Origin of the sequence: Rhizobium sp. LCM 4573 (assembly GCF_001854865.1) — a bacterium.
Classification (GTDB): Bacteria; Pseudomonadota; Alphaproteobacteria; order Rhizobiales; family Rhizobiaceae; genus Neorhizobium.
Map to the genome: position 1 here is coordinate 124,982 of NZ_MDDW01000013.1, position 20,658 is coordinate 145,639.

The window sequence follows — 20,658 nt, forward strand, 5'->3', positions numbered from 1 at the left end:
ATCGAGGACACCCATGCGATTCGATAGCGACGAGAAGCCGGCCACCGCCGGCGGCGGAATCTACAGTCCTGAAACGCCGGTCCATAATCAAGACGGCAGGCAGCCTGATAGCAACGAGCACCGGAATCACTTCCTCACACCTGGCCTGACGTTGCTTTTTGCCGTGGCGAGCGGCCTTGCGGTTGCCAACGCCTATTTCGCCCATCCGATGCTGGACGTGATGGCCGACGATCTCGGGCTCTCCCGCGCGCATGCAGGGTTCATCGTCGCGGCAACACAGATCGGTTACGGGTTGGGGCTGATCCTGCTTGTCCCGATCGGCGATCTCGTCGATCGCCGCAAGCTGGTGATCGTGCAATCGCTCCTTTCCGTCCTCGCCCTGCTCTCGGTCAGCTTCTCCTTCACCGGCCATATGCTGCTCGTTTCCATGGCCCTCATGGGGTTCCTTGCGGTCCTCACCCAGGCTTTCGTCGCCTATGCGGCAAGCCTTGCCCGGCCGAACGAGCGCGGTCATATCGTCGGCATCGTCACGAGCGGAATCGTGCTCGGCATATTGCTTGCCCGCACCGTGGCCGGCGTCCTCACCGATCTTTCAGGCTGGCGGACAGTCTATCTCGCATCCGCCCTGCTGACGCTCGTCATCGTGGCCCTGCTCTTCAAGCTGCTGCCGCGGCAGGAAAAACGCATCGAGCCTATGCCTTATCCGCGCCTCATCGGCTCGCTGTTCAGCCTTCTCGCGAGCGAACCGGTGCTGCGCATCCGCGGGATCATCGCCATGCTGATCTTCGCAAACATCACCACCTTGCTGACACCGCTGGTTCTGCCGCTGAGCGCGCCGCCGTTCTCGCTGTCGCATACCGCGATCGGTCTTTTCGGGCTCGCGGGCGCCGCCGGCGCGATCGGCGCAACGAGAGCCGGGCGTTGGACGGATCGTGGCCTCGGCCAGCGGGTCACGGGCCTGTCGCTTGCGCTCATGCTTGCCGCGTGGCTACCTATTTCACTGCTTCCCCATTCGATCCTGTGGCTTGTCCTCGGCGTCATCGTCATCGATTTCGGCCTGCAGGCAGTGCATGTGACCAATCAGGCGATGATCTACCGCGTGCGGCCGGAAGCGCAGAGCCGGTTGACCGCCGGTTACATGGTCTTCTATTCGATCGGCAGCGCCCTCGGCTCGTCTCTGTCGACTTTGGCCTATGCTCATGGCGGGTGGACGGGCGTCTGCCTGCTTGGAGCCGGCATCAGCGGATTGACACTCGCCTTCTGGGCACTGACGCTGCGCATGATGCCCGCGAACGCGGTTCGCGCTCTTTCCCAACTGGAGCACTGACCTTGTCCATACAGGCGGCGGCTTTTCCCGCCGCCGGCGGCCATCTCACTTGTATTCGAGCTCCTTGCTCCTCTCGCCGGCGACGGCGGCACGAAGCTCGTCTTCATCCAGCGTTTCCTTTTCCAGGAGGAGGCGCGACACCCGCTCCAGCACGCCCCTGCGTTCCTCCARCAGAGCCACTGTGCGATCAAAGGTTCCGTCGACGATGCGGCGGACCTCCTCGTCGACCGTCGTGGCGGTTTCGTCGGAATATTCATGCTCCTGCGGCCCGTAATAGGGCTGATCGGAGGAGAGATAGGAGCGTCGGTCCTTCTCCAGTGCCACATGACCGAGTTTTTCGGTCATGCCGTAACGGGTCACCATGGCGCGGGCGATATCGGTGACCTTAATGAGGTCGTCCGCTGCCCCGGTCGATAGATGCCGGTAGACGATCCATTCGGCGGCCCGCCCGCCGAGCAGAACCGCCRTCTTGTTTTCCAGCTCTTCCCTCGTCATCAGGAAACGATCCTCGGTGGGCCGCTGGATCGTGTAGCCCAGCGCACCGATGCCGCGCGGGATGATCGAAACCTTGTGCACCGGGTCCACGCCCGGCAGCGCCATGGCAACGAGCGCATGGCCCATTTCGTGATAGGCGACGATCTCCCGCTCCTTCGGGTTCAAAAGCCGATTGCGCTTTTCAAGCCCCGCCACGATGCGCTCGATGGCGTTGTTGAAATCCTCCATGGTGACCGCATCCGCTTTCCTTCGGGTGGCGAGAAGCGTCGCCTCGTTGACGAGGTTGGCGAGGTCGGCTCCGGTGAAGCCCGGCGTCAGCGAGGCGATCTGCTCCACATCGACCTCCGGCGCGAGCTTCGCCTTTTTCAAGTGAACCTCGAGTATCTGGATGCGGCCGCCCTTGTCCGGACGGTCCACCAGCACCTGGCGGTCGAAGCGGCCGGCCCGGAGCAAGGCGGGATCGAGGATTTCCGGCCGGTTCGTGGCCGCAAGCAGCACGAGACCGGTCGAGGAATCGAAGCCGTCCAGTTCCACCAGAAGCTGATTGAGGGTCTGTTCCTTTTCATCGTGACCACCCGCCATCGGGCTGATGCCGCGGGCACGGCCAAGCGCGTCGAGCTCGTCTATGAAGATGATGGCGGGCGCCTTGGCGCGCGCCTGCTCGAAGAGATCGCGAACCCGCGCGGCCCCGACGCCCACGAACATTTCGACAAATTCCGAACCCGAGATCGAGAAGAACGGCACCTTGGCCTCACCGGCAACCGCCTTGGCGAGCAGGGTTTTTCCGGTGCCGGGCGGGCCGACGAGCAGAACGCCTTTCGGCATGCGTCCGCCGAGCCGGCCATAACCCTTAGGGTCTTTCAGGAAATCGACGATCTCCTTCAGCTCGTCCTTGGCCTCATCCACGCCGGCAACATCCTCGAAGCGCACGCCGGTATCGGATTCGACGTAGATCTTGGCGCGGCTCTTGCCGATCTGCATCAGGCCGCCGCCGGGACCGCCGGCCATCCGCCTCAACATGAACATCCAGACACCGATGAAGAGCGCCACCGGAATGACCCAGGACAAGATATCGCGCAGAAAAGTGCTTTCGATCTGGCCCGTCACCACCACGCCATGCTGCTGGAGCTGCTGGGCAAGATCCTGCTCCACGCGGGTCGTCACGAAATAGGGCCGCTCGTTCTGCGGCTCCTTGTAGCGACCCTGGATGAACCTGTCGGAGACGGAGACTTCCGCGATCTTTCCGGCCTGCAGATCAGCCTCGAACTGGCTGTAAGGGATCTGCGCCACCTGCTGGGTCGTGACGAAGAAGTACTGAAACAGCATCAGCGCGAAAAACGCCGCGACCCAGTACCAGACGTTAAACTGCGTCTTCTTGTTCATCTCCAAGCCCTTTCAAGGCAAATGCTCTGCCTATGATCTTGGTCACTTGCCGGCCTCGGCAAGGCATGGCTCGAATATCGATCCAGGCGCATGGAAATCTCAGCGCGGTCCGCTGGTTCAAACATAAGGGTTTCTCAGTATTAACCTTCCGATCCTGGAGAGATAAAAGCTTTTTCCGATCCAGAGTCCGCTTAACACGGTCCTTCATTTTCCTCGTCGCGCAGCATTTCACGCAATAACAGAAGGTGAAATCCAAAACAGGAACCGGTCTTCTGGCGAAGAGTTGTTCAGCCATAGGTTCAATCAGAGGAGAAGACCTATGAAAAAGCTCATTCTAGCCACTGGCGTTATCGCCATTACTTCGCTCGCTTCAGGCGCACTTGCCCAGGAGAGCACCGTTACCGGTGCCGCCGGCGGAGCCGTGACCGGCGCGATCGTCGGTGGCCCCGTTGGCGCCGCAGTCGGCGGTATCGTCGGCGCGGCAGCCGGCACGGTGATCGATCCGCCGCCGCGTGAAGTCATCACCTATGTAGAACAGCAGCCGGCGCCGAGCGCCAGCGTTGTCGTGGAGCAGCCGATCGTCGTCGGCAAGCCCATACCCGAGACGGTGGTGCTGACCCCGGTACCGGACCACGCCGACTATGCCTACGCGGTGGTGAATGACCAGCGTGTCATCGTCGACCCGAGGACCCACACGGTCGTTCAGATCATCGAATAAACCATGAAACTCGAACAGGCTCCGTTCAAGCGGGGCCTGTTCCGCACTCCTCAATCGGCCGTCAGACGAAAACCGCCTGGTCCACCCGATCTTCCTGGCCGAAGAATTTCAGGTAGCGCTCCACTTCCTTGGGATCGCCCGTCGCCTTTTGCGGATTGTCCGAAAGCTTAACCGCGGGACGGCCATTGGCGCTGCTGACCTTGCAGACGATCGAGATGGGTTTCAGCCCATCGATCTCACGCGGCGCGCAACCGGCAAAATCATTGGTGAGGTTGGTGCCCCAGCCGAAGCTCATCCGCACCCGGCCTTCGAAATGCTTGTAGGTGTCGATGATGGCATCCACGTCCAGCCCGTCGGAGAAGATGAGCATCTTGCTTTCGGGATCGCGGCCCATCTTCTTCCACCAGGCGATGATCTTCTCGCCTCCTTCGATCGGCGGGGCGCTGTCTGGACGGAAACCCGTCCAGTCGGCCACCCAATCCGGCGCGTCGCGCAGGAAGGCGGCGGTTCCGAAGGCATCCGGCAGCACGATCAGAAGATTGCCGTGATAGAGGCGGTTCCAGTCCTTMAGGACCTCGTAGGGAGCCGCATGCAGTTCCTCGTCGCTATCGGCAAGCGCGGCCAGCACCATGGGCAGTTCGTGGGCGTTGGTGCCCACCGCCTCAAGATCGGAATCCATGGCGAGCAGCACGTTGCTGGTGCCCRTGAAAGCCGGGCCGATGCCTTCCTTCAGGGCCTCTACGCACCAGCGCTGCCAGAGGAAGCTGTGGCGTCGCCGAGTGCCGAAATCGGAAATCCTCAAGCCCGGAAGGGTGCGAAGGCGCTCGACCTTCTCCCACATCTTGGCCTTGGCCCGGGCATAGAGCACGTCCAGTGTGAACAGGCCTAGCGAGCGCATCGCCGCGCGCGAACGCAGCTCGTTGATGATGGCGAGCGCCGGAATTTCCCACATCGTGGTCTCCATCCAGCGTCCGTGGAAATGCAGTTCGTACTGGCCGTCACGTTTGGAGAGTTCGTATTCCGGCAGGCGATAATCCGCGAGCCAGTTGAGGAACTCCGGTTCGAAAATCTGCTTGCGGCCGTAGAAGGTATTACCCGCTAGCCAGATCATCTCCTTCTTGGAGAGCCTCACGTCGCGGGCATGATCGAGCTGCTCGCGCAGCTCCCCTTCATCGATTTMCTCCGCCAGGCGGACGGATTTGGTGCGATTGATGAGGGAAAAAGTGGCATCGACCTCCGGATAGAGCTTCCAGATCATCTGCAGCATCAGGAGCTTGTAGAAGTCCGTGTCGATCAGGCTGCGGATGATCGGGTCGAGCTTCCAGGTGTGATTGTAGACCCTGGTTGCGATATCGGTCTTGGTCATGCCTGCCCTCGCCTGCGCTCCCTATCCCGGAAGCGCTCCTCAGCATCGATAATCCAGAGGCGGCGGCAACCGCCTCCTGGGCAGACTTATCGAAAAAAACACGCAGGAAGTCCATAGCATCCCGCTATGGCGTGCTGGGAGGCCGCGCATCCGGATTGGCCGGCGTGATGTCGCCTGCCGGCGGGGTCGCCGTCTGCTCGGCGGGCGGCTCGGTCGTCTGCCCCCACCATTCCACCGCACCCCATGCGATGAACGCAAGGATCAGGCCGCTCACCAGCACGATCAGGACGGGTCGGCCGGTTCGCGCCTGGCGCGCCTCCGTCGGGCTCATCGGTTCTTCGATCGGTGAGCCGATCGGATGGGGATGGGACGACGATCTGTCCTTGGTGTCCATGATCTCGCTCCTTGTCTTGCCGGATTTTCTGCCGGCTCCGACATTGGAACGGATGGAAAGGGGCGAATGTTCCCGATCAGTAACCGGTGCTGCGATCCACCAGATATTCCAGCGTCTCGCCCGCCTCGAAGCGGGCAATCTGGCCTTCCACATGGCGGAACAGCGCCCGCACATCGGAAGCGGCGGCCRCATGCGGCGTCAACACGACATTCTCCATACCCCAGAAGGGGCTTTCCGGCGGCAGCGGCTCGGTCTCGAATACATCCAACGATGCTCCACCGAGAACGCCGCCTTCCAGCGCCGCTAGAAGATCGACCTCCACCTGGCTGCCGCCACGACCAGCATTGATGAATACCGGTTTTCCGAGCGCACCGCCCTGGCGTAGCTTCGAGAAGACAGACGCACTGAAGATGYCGCGCGTTTCCGGTGTCAGCGGCAGCAGCCCGACCAGAATATCCGTGCGGGCGAGAAAGGCATCCAGCTCTGCTCCATGGAAAGTCTCGATGCCTTCGACTTCCTTCCTGTTGCGGGACCAGCCGATGACGTTGAAACCGAGCGCCTTCAACTTGGCAGCCGAATCCCGGCCGAGAACGCCGAGCCCCATAATGCCGACCGTCACCTCCGACGCCTCTGGCTGCGGAAGTTCGAGCCAACGGCGCTCACGCTGCTGCTTCAGGTAGGTGGGGACCTGCCTCAGATGCGTGAGACACTGCAACACTACCCATTCGCTCATGCGGGTCGTGAGGCTATGGTCGACGAAACGCACGATCGGGACATCCGGAAGGTCCGGGAGCGTAAGAATGTGATCCACTCCGGCGCCGCCGGAAAACAGCACTTTCAGATTCGGAGCCCGCGCAAACAGGTTTCGATCCGGCTTCCAGATCACGGCGTAGTGCGCGTCCGACAAATCGGCATTCGGATCCGAGGCGTGGCGAACAGGTCGTCCCCGGAATGCCTCGGCGAGAGCGGCATCCACCTCGCGGCGCTCGAATTTGAGATCAATGACGACCGGGCTCTTATCGGACATGGCGTACCTGATTGATTACTGTTGGATGGCGCCGCTCTCGACGGCTTCCAGATTGAAGGCCGCGGCCATCAGGGCGCGGGTATAGTCCTGTTTCGGAGCGCGGAATATCTCATCGGCCGGCCCCTCCTCCATCACCTTGCCGAGGCGCATGACGATGACGTGATTGGCGAGCGCCTTCACCACCTTAAGGTCATGGCTGATGAAGAGATAGGCGAGATCGTGCTTTTTCTGCAGGTCACGCAGCAGATCGACCACTTGCGCCTGAACCGTCATATCGAGCGCCGAGGTCGGCTCGTCGAGCATGACGAAGCGCGGCTTCAGGACCATGGCACGGGCGATCGCGATGCGTTGCCGCTGGCCGCCGGAGAATTCATGTGGATAGCGCCAGCGGGTGGCGGGATCGAGCCCCACTTCGGTCAACGACCAGGCGACCCGTTCGTCCCGCTCCCGCTCGGAAAGCGAGCGCTCGTGCACCTTCAGGCCTTCGGCGATGATATCGCCCACCGGCATGCGCGGCGATAACGAGCCGTAAGGGTCCTGGAAGACCACCTGCAGCCGGTCGCGCAAGGGGCGCATCTCCTTGAAGGAATATTTGCCGATATCGTTGCCGATGAAGGCGATCCTGCCTTCCGACGAGATCAATCGCGCCAGCGCCAGGCCAAGCGTCGTTTTTCCCGAACCGGATTCGCCCACCACGCCGAGTGTCTCGCCGGCACGGAGTGTCAGGCTCACCCCGTCCACCGCCTTCACATGATCGACCACCCTGCGCAGGAACCCCGCCTTGATCGGAAACCAGACGCGAATGTCCTCGCCTTCCATCACCACCGGCCGGGAKGGATCGGCGGGCGGCGGCTCTCCACGCGGCTCGGAGGCCAGGAGGTGGCGCGTGTATTCGTGCTTCGGGCTGACGAATACCTCTTCCACCGGCCCGGTTTCGACAATCTTGCCCTTGGTCATGACGCAGACGCGGTCGGCGAACTTGCGCACGATGCCGAGGTCATGGGTGATGAACAGCATGGACATGCCGTGGTCGCCCTTGAGGCGGCGCAGGAGTTCGAGGATTTGTGCCTGCACCGTCACGTCGAGCGCGGTCGTCGGCTCGTCGGCGATCAGCAGTTTCGGGCGGTTCGCAAGCGCCATGGCGATCATTACCCGCTGACGCTGCCCGCCGGAAAGCTCATGCGGGTAGGCTTTGAGCCGCTTTTCGGGCTCGCGGATGCCGACCTGGTTCAGAAGCTCGAGGACGCGCGTTCGCGCCGCCTCGCCGGTGATCCCCTGATGCAGGTCGAGGATTTCGCCGATCTGCTTCTCGATCGTATGGAGCGGATTGAGCGACGTCATCGGCTCCTGGAAGATCATGGTGATGTCGTTGCCGCGCACATGGCGCAGCTCCGCTTCCGAAGCCTTAAGCATGTCCTTGCCGTCGAACAGGATTTCGCCGGACGGATGGCTCGCCGCCGGATAAGGCAGAAGCTTGAGAACGGAATTGGYCGTCACCGACTTGCCCGAACCGGATTCGCCGACCAACGCCACCACCTCGCCGGGGTGTATGTCGAAGGAGACGCGATCGACGGCAACCGACGTGTTTCCGCCTTGATGAAAGGCTACCGAAAGATCTCGGACGGAGAGGAGAGGTTCTGTCATCGGCTCACCGGAACGTCTTTCTGGGGTCGAAGGCATCGCGCACCGCCTCGCCGACGAAGATCAGCAACGACAGCATGATCGACATGGTGAAGAAGGCTACAAGCCCGAGCCAGGGCGCCTGCAGGTTGTTCTTGCCCTGGGCGATCATCTCGCCGAGCGAAGGAGAGCCGGGCGGCATGCCGAACCCCAGGAAATCCAGCGAGGTGAGCGTTGCGATCGAGCCGGAGAGGATGAAGGGCAGGAAGGTGAGCGTCGCCACCATGGCATTGGGTAGCAGGTGACGGAACATGATCGTCCCGTTGCCGACGCCGAGCGCGCGGGCAGCCCGCACATACTCGAAATTGCGCGCCCGCAGGAATTCGGCACGCACCACGCCGACGAAACCAACCCAGGAGAAGAGCAGCATGATGCCGAGCAGCACGAAGAAGCCTGGCGGCAGGATCGCGGCGATGATCAGCAGGATGTAGAGAACCGGCATGGACGACCAGATCTCGATGAAACGCTGCAGGAGCAGGTCCGTCCAGCCGCCGAAATAGCCCTGCACGGCACCGGCCGTCACGCCGATGATCGCCGAGCAGATGGTAAGCGCCAAACCGAATAGAACCGAGACGCGGAAGCCGTAGATCGTGCGGGCCAGCACGTCGCGCGCCTGGTCGTCGGTGCCGAGCCAGTTCATGTTGCCGAGAATGCAATTCGGGTCCTGATCGCCCGCCGGATAGGCGCTGCAACGCTCTTCCTTCGGCATCAGCCAGAAGGGCGGCGTTGGCGCCGAGTGCGGAATGCTGGAATTGACCGTCTGGTAGGAATAGCGGATCGGCGGCCAGATCATCCAGCCATTGGCGTCGATCTCGTCCCGGATGAAGTCGGACCGGTAATCGGTCGTGGCGAGAAATCCGCCGAACTTCTCCTCCGGATAATCCACGAAAACCGGATAGAGGATTTCCCCCTTGTAGGAGGCGATGATCGGCCGGTCGTTTGCGATGAATTCGGCAAACAGGCTCAGCACGAAGAGGATCATGAATATCCAGAAGGACCAATAGCCGCGCTTGTTGGCGCGGAAATTGGCGAGCCGGCGCCGGTTGGTCGGCGAAATCCAGGGCTTCTTCGGCGGAGCGGCGATCTCCCTCGCCGAGGTTGCGACGGGTGCCTCCATGTCAGACATCCCTCCGCTCGAAATCGATGCGCGGATCGATCCATGTGTAGATGAGGTCCGAGATCAGGCTGACGAAGAGCCCGATCAGCGAGAAGATGTAGAGCGTGCCGAAGACGATCGGATAGTCGCGGTTGACGACCGCGAGATAGCCGAGCCGGCCGAGACCATCGAGCGAGAAGATGTTTTCGATCAGGAGCGAGCCGGTGAAGAAGGCCGAGATGAAGGCACCCGGAAAGCCGGCGATGACGATCAGCATGGCGTTACGGAAGACATGGCCGTAAAGCACCTGCCGCTCGTTCAGCCCCTTGGCGCGCGCTGTCACCACATACTGTTTTCTGATCTCGTCGATGAAGGAGTTCTTGGTCAGCAGGGTCGTGGTGGCGAAGGCCGAGAGCGAAAGGGCGATCAGCGGCAGCGTCAGGTGCCAGAAATAGTCGATGATCTTTTCCCACCAGGAAAGCTGGGCGAAATTGTCCGAGACAAGGCCACGCAGCGGGAACCAGTCCAGGAAGGAGCCGCCTGCAAACAGCACGATCAGCAGGATGCCGAACAGGAAGCTCGGCACGGCATAGCCCACCACGATGATGCCCGAGGTCCAGACGTCGAAGGCCGAACCGTCCTTCACCGCCTTTCGGATGCCGAGGGGGATCGAGATCAGGTAGGAAACGATCAGTATCCAGAAGCCCAGCGAGATGGAGACCGGCAGCTTGTCGATGATGAGGTCRAGCACCGAGGTATTGCGGAAGAAGCTCTCGCCGAAATCGAAGCGGATGTAGTTCCACATCATTTCGAGAAAACGGGTGAGCGGCGGCTTATCGAAACCGAATTGCTGCTCGAGCTTCTTGATGAATTCGGGATCGAGCCCCTGGGCGCCGCGATAGCTGCCCTCGCTTCCCGACAGGCCCTGGCTCAGCATGTCGCCGCCGCCCGAAAGCCGATCGCCCATATCCTGGCCCTGCAATTGGGCGATCACCTGCTCGACCGGACCGCCCGGCGCGAATTGCACGACAAGGAAGGATATGGCCATGATGCYGATGATCGTCGGGATCATCAGCAGGAGACGGCGGAGAATATAGGCGCCCATCAGAGCTTCCTGCCCATCGTCGCCGGCTTTGCTTCACCGCGTATCTGCGTGGCGTTCAAAAGGCACTTTCCTCGTTTTCGATGCCGAATCATTCGATCCCATTTGGAACAGGTGCGGATGCGGGGTGCAAGCCTCGTCAGTTTTTCGACCACCAGATGTCGGGAAAGCCGATGCCGTATTCTGGAAGCCTTTCCGGATGGGCGAGCCTATTCCAGTAGGCGATCTTCATTTCGCCGGAATAGAAGAGCGGCACGACATAATGGTTGGCGARCAGCACGCGGTCCATCGCCTTGATGGCCGCCACCTGTTCCTCGCGATTGGGCGCGAAGGTGATCATCTGGATGAGCTGGTCGACTGCAGGATCGGCAATCCCCGCGTAATTGCGCGAGCCAGGCCGGTCGACGGAGGCCGAACCCCAGTAATCCACCTGTTCGTTGCCGGGATTCATGGTCTGACCCCACACGACCCAGATCATGTCGTAGTCGAAACTCCTGACCCGGTTGATGTATTGCGAGGAATCAACGGTGCGGATACGGGCGTCGACGCCGATCCTCTTCAGGCTGTTGACATAGGGCGTGACGGTTCGCTCCAAGGATGGGCTATTGAGCAGAAGCTCGAAACTCATCGGCTGCCCGGTCTTCGTGTTTACCATCTGGTTGCCCTTGAGCTCCCATCCCGCTTCCTTGAAGAGGGCAACGGCCTTGCGCAGATTTTCGCGCGCCTTCTGAGGATCACCGCCAACGGGATTGGTAAAAGGAGTCGTGAAGACCTCCGAAGGCACTTTATCCTTGAGCCCTTCCAGTATCTCCAGTTCACGCCCCTGCGGCAGGCCGGAAGACGCCAGTTCCGTTCCCCAGAAGAAGCTGTCGACGCGCTTCAAGCCGCCATAGGCAAGATTGCGGTTCAGATCCTCGAAATCAAGGACGTAGTTCAACGCCTCCCGCACCCGCGCATCCTTGAAGATATCGCGGCGCATATTCGGCGCAAAAGCCTGCATGATGCCGGTCGCGCGGAACGGGTTGGTCAATGCCTCCCGCACGATACGGCCTTCCTTGACCGCCGCGAAGTCATAGCGGGTGGCCCAGCGGCTGGAGCTGTTTTCCTGCGTATAGTCGATGTTGCCGGCCCGGAAAGCCTCGAACTCGACATCCTGATCGGTGAAATAGGTGTAGCTGATCACCTTGAAATTGTTCTGGCCGATGTTGATCGGCAAATCCTTGCCCCAATAGTCGTCCCGCAGCTCGTAACGGATGGTCGAACCGGGCTGGAAGGATGCCATCTTGTAAGGGCCGGAACCCATGGGTGGCTCGAGCGTGGTGCGCGAGATATCACGCTCTTTGCCTTGCGCATCCTTGCCCTCCCACCAATGCTTGGGCAGCACCGGGAAATCGCCGACGATGGAAGGCAGCTCTTTGTTGTTCTTTTCGTCGAAACGGAACGTCACCTCGCGGTCGCCGGTCTTTTCCGCCGCGGTTACATGCCGGTAGTAGCTCGAGAAAAGCGCGCTGTGCTCCTTCGCCTTGTCGAAGCTGAAGATCACGTCCTCCGGCGTCACCGGCTGGCCGTCCGCCCATTTGGCTTCGGGACGGAGCCGGAAGGTCACCGACGACCTGTCCTCCGGGTAGGAGAGCGATTCCGCCAGAAGGCCGTAGGAGCCGAATACCTCGTCTTCCGAACGCTTCAGAAGCGTATCGAACATGCCGGATATCCCGGCTGCGGGCGCGCCCCTATCGATATAGGGATTGAAATTATCGAACGTTCCCTCGCTCGAAAGACGCAGCTCGCCGCCTTTCGGAGCCTCGGGATTGACATAGGGCAGGTGTTTGAAATCCGCCGGCAGTTTGGGCTCGTCAAGAATAGCGATGGCGTGCCGCCACTTCTGCTCCTGCGCCAACGCGGCCGGTGCCGCCGATACCATCGCCAGAACGATCGCAAATCCCGCCTTCAATCCCGGCAAAACCATCCGCATACCCCTTCGTCTTCGTTTGTTGCAGCGAAGCATAGGGCAAAAGGAGGCAAAAAACAGGAGCCGGCCACTCACAACCGTTTTATTGCGGAACATCGCGTTGCGCCGATCTCCGTTTCACCAAATTCCTGTTTCACGATACATTCACGGGCGAAAGTGATTTGGCGCGGGACGGCTGAATTCAATGAAGACATTATCGAAAACCATCTTGCGGGTGGCGGCTGCCATTCTTCTCTCGGGAAGCCTTGCAGGGCAATCGGTGGCGCAGGAAGGAAGACCGGCCAAGGAATTATTCGGCGGTATGAAGCTGCCGAGCAGGTCCGATGCGCAATCCTTCGGCTTCTACTCCAAGGGCTGCATGGCGGGCGGCGTCGCTATCCCGACCGACGGGCCCACATGGCAGGCGATGCGCCTTTCACGCAACCGGCGCTGGGGCAACCCGCAGATGATCGCGCTCATCGAGCAGTTCTCGCGCGATGCCGTGGAAAAGGCCGGCTGGCCGGGACTGCTTCTGGGGGACATCTCCCAGCCGCGCGGCGGCCCGATGCTGACTGGCCACGCCTCCCACCAGATCGGCCTCGATGCCGATATCTGGCTGACGCCGATGCCCCAGCGCAGGCTGACCTACCGCGAGCGTGAGGATACTTCGGCGATATCCATGCTCGCGAAGAACAAGTTCCTGACAATCGATCCGTCGGTCTGGACGCCGCAGCACGCCAGGCTGATCATGCTGGCGGCCAGCTATCCGCAGGTCGAACGCGTCTTCGTTAATCCGGCGATCAAGAAAAAGCTCTGCGACACCTGGACCGGCGACCGTTCGGCGCTTGGCAAGGTACGTCCGATCTACGGTCACGACTACCATTTCCACATCCGTATCAAATGCCCGGCTGATGCCGTCGGCTGCAAGGATCAGGCCGCCGTTCCGCCGGGCGACGGCTGCGACAAGTCGCTTGCCTGGTGGTTCACCGACGAGCCATGGGCAAAGCCGAAGCCCGATCCCAACAAGAAGCCGGTCAAGCCGCGTCCGGTGACACTGTCGGATCTTCCAAAGGCCTGCGCTGTCGTGCTGGCGGATTCCGCTCGTCCGGAAGAGGAGGCAACCTTCGGCGCCGGAGCCGTCGCCTTTTCTTCGGAGCAACCACCGCCGAGCGCCCCGGTCCAAAGCATCGAGGCCATCATCGGCGACGAATCCGTCRCACCTTCGAACGTGCCGGTTCCATTGCCGCGACCTTTGCGGTGAGATCGTCGTGCCATCACGATCGGCACTTCCACTTTCCAAGGACTGCGGCACGCGCTAGAAGGCCTCTGCAATCGATTGAAATCGTCTCTCGGTGAGGAGCCCGCATGTCCGCCCAGCCCTGCATAGCGCTGATCGCGCACGACGAGAAGAAGGACGACATGGCGGAATTCGCCCGACGCCACCAGGCCGCACTTTCACGCTTCCGCATCGTCGCGACCGGCACAACCGGCGGACATGTGCAGGAGGCCTGTCCAGGACTCGAGGTGACGCGATTGAAGAGCGGCCCGCTCGGCGGCGATCAGCAGATCGGCGCAATGATCGCCACCGGCGAGGTGGACATGCTCATCTTCTTCATCGATCCCTTGAGCGCGCTTCCCCATGATGTGGACGTGAAGGCGCTGACACGGCTCGCCACAGTCTACGATATCCCCATGGCGCTGAACCGCGCCACGGCCGAGAGACTGATCGATTTCCACTGAGACAAGACGAGTTTGCCGATGGCCGACGTTTCGAAGACCGATAATCTTCCCTTCCCAATCCTGATCGGCGACATCGGCGGTACCAACGCCCGGTTCTCCATCCTGACCGACGCCTTTGCCGAACCCCGGCATTTTCCCAATGTCCGCACCGCCGATTTCCCGACCATAGACGAGGCGATCCAGAAGACGGTGCTCGACATGACCTCGGTGCAGCCGCGATCGGCCATCCTTGCCGTTGCCGGACCGATCGACGGCGACGAGATCGATCTGACGAATTGCGACTGGATCGTGCGCCCGAAGGCCATGATCAGCGAACTCGGCTTCRAGGACGTGCTGGTCCTCAACGACTTCGAGGCTCAGGCGCTTGCCGTCGCCTCTCTTCCGGCGGAATATCGCGAGCCTATCGGCGACAGCGGCGAACCGCAGCTTGCCTCGCGCGTCGTGCTGGGCCCCGGCACCGGGCTTGGYGTAGCCGGCCTCGTGCATGCTCAGCACACCTGGTTTCCGGTTCCCGGAGAAGGCGGGCATGTGGACATCGGGCCGCGCTCGGAGCGCGACTTCCAGATATTCCCGTATATCGAGCGGATCGAAGGCCGCATTTCCGCCGAGCAGCTTCTGTGCGGGCGCGGTCTCGTCAACATTTACCGCGCGATCTGCACCGCCGACGGCATCGATCCCAAGCTCGCCATTCCCGCCGATGTGACGGCGCTCGGCCTATCCGGCGAGGACCAGCAGGCCAAGGAAACCATCGATCTCTTCGTCACCTATCTTGCACGGCTCGCCGGCGACATGGCGTTGATCTTCATGGCACGCGGCGGCGTCTATCTCGCAGGCGGCATTTCCCAGAAAATCGTCACCGCGTTGAAGAAACCGGAATTCCGCATCCAGTTCGAGGACAAGGCGCCGCATTCCGAGCTGATGCGCACCATACCGACCTATGTCGTCACCCATCCGCTCGCCGCACCGGCGGGGCTTGCGAGCTACGCCCGCACCCCCTCGAGCTACGGTATTTCCACCGACGGCCGCCGCTGGAGGCGCTGATTGAGCGTTTCTCGCTCTCGATGCTTTCAAAAACCGCATCAAAGGGCTAAGACGCGCGGCGCGCGATATTGTGCCCGACCGTAAAACCGGAATGGGAAAGCCTTTTTGAAAGCCGCGACCGAAAAGACGAAACGCCAGATCGATGCCGGCACCGTCAGCAGCGTGCTGAAGCGTATCATCGCCGAAAACGGCCGCGATCATATTCCGGGCTATGCCTTCGCGATTTTCTGCTTGGTAGTGATCGCCGGAACGACCGCGTTCACCGCCTGGATCATGGAAGCCGTGGTGAACGAGGCTTTCGCCAACAAGCGCGCCGATGTGGTGGTCGCCATCTGCGGCGGCATTCTCGCCGCCTTCGTGCTGCGCGGACTTGCCACCTACGGCCAGGCGGTCACGCTTTCGAAGATCGGCAACAACATCGTGGCGCGTTACCAGCGCCGCCTCTATTCCCATTTGATGTCGCTTTCGGTCGGCTTTTTCGCTGAGGCTCGCTCGGCCCATCTGGCCGCCCAGGTGAGCCAGAATGTCAACGGCATCCGCGACGTCCTCAATCTTACCGTCACCTCCACCGCGCGCGACCTGCTTTCGTTAATTGCACTGATCGGCGTCATGATCAGCAAGGACCCGATCCTTTCGCTGATCATCCTCGTCGTGGCGCCGGCGCTCATCTATTCACTGCGTATCGTTTCGCGGAAACTGCGCAAGGCGACGGTCGAGGCCGTCCATCTCAACAGCCATGTGCTGGGGGCCATGCAGGAGACGATCCAGGGCATCACCATCGTCAAGGCCTTCACGATGGAAAAGGAGCTGGACAGCAAGGTCGACACCATCATTACGRCCGCCGAGGGGCGCGCAAACCGCATAGCGAGGCTTTCGGAGCGCACTGCGCCGCTCACCGAGACGTTCGCCGGCCTGGCGATTTCCGGCGTGCTCGCCTATGCCGCCTTCCGTTCCATCTACCATGACATCCCTCCTGGAGCTTTCTTCGCCTTCGTGACCGCCCTGCTGATGGCCTACGATCCGGCGCGGCGGCTTGCAAAACTGCAGGTGCAGATGGAGCGCGCCGTCGCGAATGCCCGCATGATCTACGCCCTTCTCGACCTGCAGCCGCAGCAGCGCGAGCAGCCGGATGCGAAGGATCTCGTGGTATCCGATGCAAGGATCGAGTTGCAGGGTGTCGCCTTCGCCTATGCGAACGGCGATCCGATTTTGAAGGGGGTCGATATCGTCGCCGAAGGGGGCAGGACCACGGCCCTGGTCGGTCCCTCGGGCGCCGGCAAATCCACGATCATCAACCTCATCCCTCGCTTCTACGATCCCACTGAAGGCCGTATCCTGATCGACGGACAGGACATCGCGGCCGTCACCAAGACCTCGCTGCGTCACAACCTCGCCTATGTCTCCCAGCAGCCCTACCTCTTCGAGGGCACGATCCGCGACAATATCCGCTACGGACGGCCGGATGCGACTGACGCGGAAATCGAGGAAGCCGCGCGGCTCGCCCATGCGCATGACTTCATCCTCGCCCAGCCAAAGGGCTATGACACGCCGGTCGGCGAAAACGGCGTGACGCTTTCCGGCGGCCAGCGCCAGCGCCTGTCGATCGCCCGCGCGCTGGTGCGCAAGGCGCCGATCCTGCTTCTGGACGAGGCGACCTCCGCGCTCGACAACGAATCGGAAGCCGCCGTTCAGAAAGCGCTGGAGACCGCCATGACCGGCAGGACCGTGATCGTCATCGCACACCGGCTCTCGACCGTCGTCAAGGCGGACAAGATCGTCGTCATGCAGGAAGGGCGCGTGATCGAGGAAGGCACGCATGAGACGCTTGCGAAGCGCAAGGACGGTCTTTACGCTCGCCTCAACAACCTGCAGGCGCCGGGTACCGGACAGCTTGCGGGATGATGACAAGATATTACAGGAACGGGACGACGCATGAGCGGCAATGACATGAAACTCGTGGTGGTCGGCGCCGCCGGCCGGATGGGCCAGACACTGATCCGCATCATCCACGAGACCGAGGGTGCGGTGCTGCACGCGGCGATCGAGCGCGAAACCTCTCCCTTCATCGGCAAGGATGCCGGCGAACTTGCAGGTGTGGGCCCGCTCGGAGTACCGGTGACCAGCGATCCGCTCGAAGCCTTTCTGCACGCCGAAGGCGTTCTCGATTTCACAGCACCGGCCGCAAGCGTCGCATTTGCGGGACTGGCTGCCCAGGCGCGCATCGTGCATGTGCTCGGCACCACAGGCTGCTCGGCGGAAGACGAGGAAAAGATCAAGGCCGCCGCGCGCCACGCCCGTATCGTCAAATCCGGCAATATGAGCCTCGGGGTGAACCTGCTCGGCGTGCTCGTCGAACAGGCGGCCCGCGCCCTGCCTCCGGCCGGATGGGACATCGAGGTGGTCGAGATGCACCACAAGCACAAGGTCGATGCTCCCTCCGGCACCGCGCTCCTGCTTGGCGAAGCTGCCGCCAAAGGACGYGCCATCGATCTTTTGCCGAACGCCGTGAAGGTGCGCGACGGCCATACGGGCGCCCGCGAGACCGCCACCATCGGCTTTGCAACGCTGCGCGGCGGCTCGGTCGTCGGCGACCATTCCGTTATCCTCGCCGGCGAGGGCGAACTCGTCACGCTATCGCACAGCGCGCGTGACCGTTCGATCTTCGCCCGCGGCGCGGTTGCGGCGGCTCTCTGGGCGCGCGACAAGAAGCCCGGCCACTATTCCATGCTCGATGTTCTCGGGCTCTCCCACTGATATTTCCTGGAGGCATTTCTTCATGAGCGGTACCCTCGTCCTCGTTCGCCACGGTCAGAGCGAATGGAACCTCAAGAACCTGTTCACCGGCTGGCGCGATCCCGATCTCACGCCCCTCGGCATCCAGGAGGCCGAGACCGGCGGGCAGGCGCTTGCCGACACCGGCATCAAGTTCGACATCGCGTTTACCTCCGTGCTGAAGCGCGCGCAGGACACGCTGAAGATCGTGCTCGACAAGGTCGGCCAGCCCAATCTGGAAACCATCCGCGACCAGGCGCTCAACGAACGCGACTATGGTGATCTTTCCGGCCTCAACAAGGACGATGCCCGCGCCAAGTGGGGCGAGGAGCAGGTGCACATCTGGCGCCGCTCCTATGACGTGCCGCCGCCCGGCGGCGAGAGCCTGCGTGATACGGGCGCGCGCGTGTGGCCCTATTATCTCACGGAAATCCTGCCGCGGGTGCTGCGCGGCGAGAAGGTGCTGGTCGCCGCGCACGGCAATTCGCTGCGTTCGCTGGTCATGGTGCTCGACAAGCTCAGCAAGGAAGAGATCCTCAAGCTCAACCTCGCGACGGGCGTGCCGATGGTCTACACCCTCAACGCCGATTCAACCGTGGCCTCGAAGGAAATCCTCGGCGATATGTCCGGCGCGCATTGAGCGCGCCATGAGGACTGCCCTCAGTTCTCTATCGTGAACTGCACCCGGTCGGCTGCGAACCGGGTGATAGCATATTGCACCGGCACGCCCTCGGTATCCGTGTTCAACGCGCGCGTCACCAGCACGATAGCCCCCGGTGACAATTCGAGATCGGCAAGATCTCCGGTATCCGCGTGGGTAGCGGTGATCTCGGTCGCGGCACGGAGATAGTCCTRCAGGCCGAGCTTTCCGAAAGCGGCTGTTATGGAGCCGCTGTCGCGATAGGCCTGTTCCAATCCCCGGAACCTTTCCGCGGGAAACCATGCCGTCGAGCGCGCGACGGCGCGGCTATCAGCCTTGCGTACGATCTCCAGGCGGATCACCGATGCGCCCTCCGGAACCTGCAGACGGGCAGCAAGCTCGGCGGAGGCTGGTTCCTCCGTCGAATGGAGCAGAAGGCCTTCCTTCTCCCGCGCCTGATCTCCGATGCCCTCGATAAAGCGCGTTCGCCGGCGGATCGGGAAGGTCAGCCGTTCCTTGCGCGCGATCAGCGTGCCCCGCCCCTGCATGGGGCGGACAATGCCCTCTTGCGCCAGCGCGGCAAGCGCGCTTCTCACCGTGTGGCGATTGACCCCGAATTCGGCGGCGAGCGCCACTTCCGGCGGCACCTTTCCCGTTGCGTCGTAATCGCCATTGGCGATGGAGGTGCGGATGCGGTCGGCGATCTGCCGCCACAACGCCACCCCGTTCTGCCGTTGAACGTTCGAATGTTCCTTGTCCATGTCACATGCTTGTTACGTTTGCGGGTTACCAGTATAGTAGCTTGTATGGTTGTCTATATCAATAGACATTTGAGGACCTGCCAATGGATCTTGCAGAACAAACAGGGCCGGACCAGGCGGAGCGCCGCCGGACCGTCGGCCTGCTCGCGCGCGCAACACCGGGCGAGCTTCGAGCAGCCTGGGAAAACCTTCCCGAAAAACCCGAGGCGAAGCCCATCCGCGGCCCCGAAACCGGGCTGGTAATGGTGYGCGGCCGCATCGGCGGCGGCGGCGATCCGTTCAATCTGGGCGAAGCGACGATAACCCGCGCGACGGTGATGCTGGCCTCCGGCACGCCCGGACATGCACAGGCGCTCGGCACGAACAAGGAAGCAGTCCGGCTCGCCGCCATCTTCGATGCGCTCTGGCAGGAGCCCGCCACGCGCGATTTCGTCGAAAGAGAACTCCTGTCGCCCGCGGAAGCCCGGCTTGCTGCCGAGGATGAGCGGAAGGCGCAGGAAACGGCCGCCACCCGCGTCGATTTCTTCACCATGGTACGGGGAGAGGACTGATGAACATAAAGACCGCAGCGCTGACCGGCGGCTTCAACGATCCCGTCTTCCAATCCCAAAGCGTGTTCCGCAAGCTCATGGACGGCATGGCCCGTCCGGGCAGCATCCACGATGTGCAAGACGCGATCGGCCAGCCGGAACCGCTCGGCGCGGCCGCCGGCGCCATCGCGCTGACGCTGCTGGACCATGAGACGCCCGTATGGCTGAGCGCCGGGCTCGCCAAATCACCGGCCGCGAACTGGATCGGCTTCCACACCGGCGCGCCGGTCACCCGGGAAAAGGCCGAGGCCCGCTTCGCCTTCGTGGAGGCCGGCGCGGCCATTGCTTCCTTCGGGCTCTTCTCGGCCGGGACACAGGAATATCCGGACCGCTCCACGACGATCATCATAGAAGTCGCGGATTTCGATGCCGGCGAGACCCTCACGCTTTCAGGGCCCGGCATCCAGAAATCGGTCACCRCTTCCATCGCCGGGCTGCCGGAAGTCTTCCAGCGGCTCTGGGCCGACAACCGGGCGCTTTTTCCGCGCGGCGTGGACGTGGTGCTGACGGCCGGCAGCCGTTTCCTGTGCCTGCCGCGCACGACCAGGATCGCCGCTTCACGGGCAGGAGAATAAGCC

19 protein-coding genes are annotated in these 20,658 nt (G+C 62.1%); 10 read left to right on the top strand and 9 right to left on the bottom strand.

Annotated features, from left to right (window positions below):
* Positions 1-13: 13 nt before the first annotated feature.
* Positions 14-1,327 carry an MFS transporter gene (locus LCM4573_RS17100; protein ID WP_083347495.1) on the top strand — a complete coding sequence of 438 codons (1,314 nt, stop codon included), beginning with the start codon at positions 14-16 and terminating at the stop codon, positions 1,325-1,327.
* Positions 1,328-1,372: 45 nt separating this feature from the next.
* Here LCM4573_RS17100 and ftsH read toward each other — a convergent pair whose 3' ends face one another.
* Positions 1,373-3,205 carry an ATP-dependent zinc metalloprotease FtsH gene (gene ftsH / locus LCM4573_RS17105; protein WP_071007586.1) on the bottom strand — a complete coding sequence of 611 codons (1,833 nt, stop codon included), beginning with the start codon at positions 3,203-3,205 and terminating at the stop codon, positions 1,373-1,375.
* Positions 3,206-3,524: 319 nt separating this feature from the next.
* Between ftsH and LCM4573_RS17110 the strand changes: the two genes are divergently transcribed.
* The gene (locus tag LCM4573_RS17110) at positions 3,525-3,923 is read left to right on the top strand and encodes a DUF1236 domain-containing protein (RefSeq protein WP_071007587.1); all 399 of its coding nucleotides are present in this window, start codon (positions 3,525-3,527) and stop codon (positions 3,921-3,923) included.
* Between the two features lie 61 nt (positions 3,924-3,984).
* On the opposite strand, the gene pncB is transcribed toward LCM4573_RS17110, so the two are convergent.
* From pncB to LCM4573_RS17145, 7 genes are all read right to left on the bottom strand, one after another.
* Positions 3,985-5,289, bottom strand: a complete 1,305-nt coding sequence (gene pncB / locus LCM4573_RS17115) for a nicotinate phosphoribosyltransferase (RefSeq protein WP_071007588.1) — start codon at positions 5,287-5,289, stop codon at positions 3,985-3,987.
* A 124-nt stretch (positions 5,290-5,413) separates the two neighbouring features.
* Positions 5,414-5,683 (bottom strand): hypothetical protein, encoded by a 270-nt coding sequence (locus LCM4573_RS17120; protein WP_071007589.1) that lies wholly within the window; start codon positions 5,681-5,683, stop codon positions 5,414-5,416.
* 76 nt (positions 5,684-5,759) lie between these two features.
* Positions 5,760-6,710 (bottom strand): glyoxylate/hydroxypyruvate reductase A, encoded by a 951-nt coding sequence (locus tag LCM4573_RS17125; protein WP_071007590.1) that lies wholly within the window; start codon positions 6,708-6,710, stop codon positions 5,760-5,762.
* A 15-nt stretch (positions 6,711-6,725) separates the two neighbouring features.
* Positions 6,726-8,354 carry an ABC transporter ATP-binding protein gene (locus tag LCM4573_RS17130; RefSeq protein ID WP_071007591.1) on the bottom strand — a complete coding sequence of 543 codons (1,629 nt, stop codon included), beginning with the start codon at positions 8,352-8,354 and terminating at the stop codon, positions 6,726-6,728.
* Positions 8,355-8,358: 4 nt separating this feature from the next.
* The gene (locus LCM4573_RS17135) at positions 8,359-9,507 is read right to left on the bottom strand and encodes an ABC transporter permease (RefSeq protein ID WP_071007592.1); all 1,149 of its coding nucleotides are present in this window, start codon (positions 9,505-9,507) and stop codon (positions 8,359-8,361) included.
* 1 nt (position 9,508) lies between these two features.
* On the bottom strand, positions 9,509-10,591 hold the full coding sequence (locus LCM4573_RS17140) for a microcin C ABC transporter permease YejB (protein ID WP_071007593.1): 1,083 nt from the start codon (positions 10,589-10,591) through the stop codon (positions 9,509-9,511).
* Positions 10,592-10,727: 136 nt separating this feature from the next.
* Positions 10,728-12,560: an extracellular solute-binding protein gene (locus LCM4573_RS17145; RefSeq protein ID WP_407071748.1), complete on the bottom strand. Its 1,833-nt coding sequence runs from the start codon at positions 12,558-12,560 to the stop codon at positions 10,728-10,730.
* Between the two features lie 181 nt (positions 12,561-12,741).
* Between LCM4573_RS17145 and mepA the strand changes: the two genes are divergently transcribed.
* From mepA to LCM4573_RS17175, 6 genes are all read left to right on the top strand, one after another.
* A complete protein-coding gene (gene mepA / locus LCM4573_RS17150) occupies positions 12,742-13,797 on the top strand; it encodes a penicillin-insensitive murein endopeptidase (protein WP_071007594.1) in 1,056 nt (351 codons plus the stop codon).
* 104 nt (positions 13,798-13,901) lie between these two features.
* Complete coding sequence (locus LCM4573_RS17155) at positions 13,902-14,276, top strand: methylglyoxal synthase (protein ID WP_071007595.1); 375 nt, start codon at positions 13,902-13,904, stop codon at positions 14,274-14,276.
* Between the two features lie 18 nt (positions 14,277-14,294).
* The gene (locus LCM4573_RS17160) at positions 14,295-15,317 is read left to right on the top strand and encodes a glucokinase (protein WP_071007596.1); all 1,023 of its coding nucleotides are present in this window, start codon (positions 14,295-14,297) and stop codon (positions 15,315-15,317) included.
* Between the two features lie 105 nt (positions 15,318-15,422).
* Positions 15,423-17,219, top strand: a complete 1,797-nt coding sequence (locus LCM4573_RS17165; RefSeq protein ID WP_071007597.1) for an ABC transporter ATP-binding protein — start codon at positions 15,423-15,425, stop codon at positions 17,217-17,219.
* A 30-nt stretch (positions 17,220-17,249) separates the two neighbouring features.
* Positions 17,250-18,071: a 4-hydroxy-tetrahydrodipicolinate reductase gene (gene dapB / locus LCM4573_RS17170; protein WP_071007598.1), complete on the top strand. Its 822-nt coding sequence runs from the start codon at positions 17,250-17,252 to the stop codon at positions 18,069-18,071.
* A gap of 22 nt (positions 18,072-18,093) precedes the next feature.
* Positions 18,094-18,729 carry a 2,3-bisphosphoglycerate-dependent phosphoglycerate mutase gene (locus tag LCM4573_RS17175; protein ID WP_071007599.1) on the top strand — a complete coding sequence of 212 codons (636 nt, stop codon included), beginning with the start codon at positions 18,094-18,096 and terminating at the stop codon, positions 18,727-18,729.
* 20 nt (positions 18,730-18,749) lie between these two features.
* Here the strand turns inward: LCM4573_RS17175 and phnF are convergent, their stop codons facing one another.
* Positions 18,750-19,490: a phosphonate metabolism transcriptional regulator PhnF gene (gene phnF / locus LCM4573_RS17180; RefSeq protein WP_071007600.1), complete on the bottom strand. Its 741-nt coding sequence runs from the start codon at positions 19,488-19,490 to the stop codon at positions 18,750-18,752.
* A gap of 83 nt (positions 19,491-19,573) precedes the next feature.
* On the opposite strand from phnF, the gene phnG reads away from it, so the two are divergent.
* Together phnG and phnH are read left to right on the top strand one after the other, a co-directional pair.
* Complete coding sequence (phnG, locus tag LCM4573_RS17185; RefSeq protein WP_071007601.1) at positions 19,574-20,041, top strand: phosphonate C-P lyase system protein PhnG; 468 nt, start codon at positions 19,574-19,576, stop codon at positions 20,039-20,041.
* Positions 20,041-20,655: a phosphonate C-P lyase system protein PhnH gene (phnH, locus tag LCM4573_RS17190; protein ID WP_071007602.1), complete on the top strand. Its 615-nt coding sequence runs from the start codon at positions 20,041-20,043 to the stop codon at positions 20,653-20,655. The genes phnG and phnH overlap by 1 nt, the downstream gene beginning before the upstream one ends.
* Positions 20,656-20,658 lie beyond the last annotated feature (3 nt).

Bases quoted from the DNA above. Each gene is read 5' to 3' on its own strand.
- LCM4573_RS17135 (WP_071007592.1), bottom strand. From the start codon at position 9,507: ATGGAGGCACCCGTCGCAACCTCGGCGAGGGAGATCGCCGCTCCGCCG.
- LCM4573_RS17120 (WP_071007589.1), bottom strand. From the start codon at position 5,683: ATGGACACCAAGGACAGATCGTCGTCCCATCCCCATCCGATCGGCTCA.
- LCM4573_RS17155 (WP_071007595.1), top strand. From the start codon at position 13,902: ATGTCCGCCCAGCCCTGCATAGCGCTGATCGCGCACGACGAGAAGAAG.
- LCM4573_RS17100 (WP_083347495.1), top strand. From the start codon at position 14: ATGCGATTCGATAGCGACGAGAAGCCGGCCACCGCCGGCGGCGGAATC.
- LCM4573_RS17175 (WP_071007599.1), top strand. From the start codon at position 18,094: ATGAGCGGTACCCTCGTCCTCGTTCGCCACGGTCAGAGCGAATGGAAC.
- LCM4573_RS17110 (WP_071007587.1), top strand. From the start codon at position 3,525: ATGAAAAAGCTCATTCTAGCCACTGGCGTTATCGCCATTACTTCGCTC.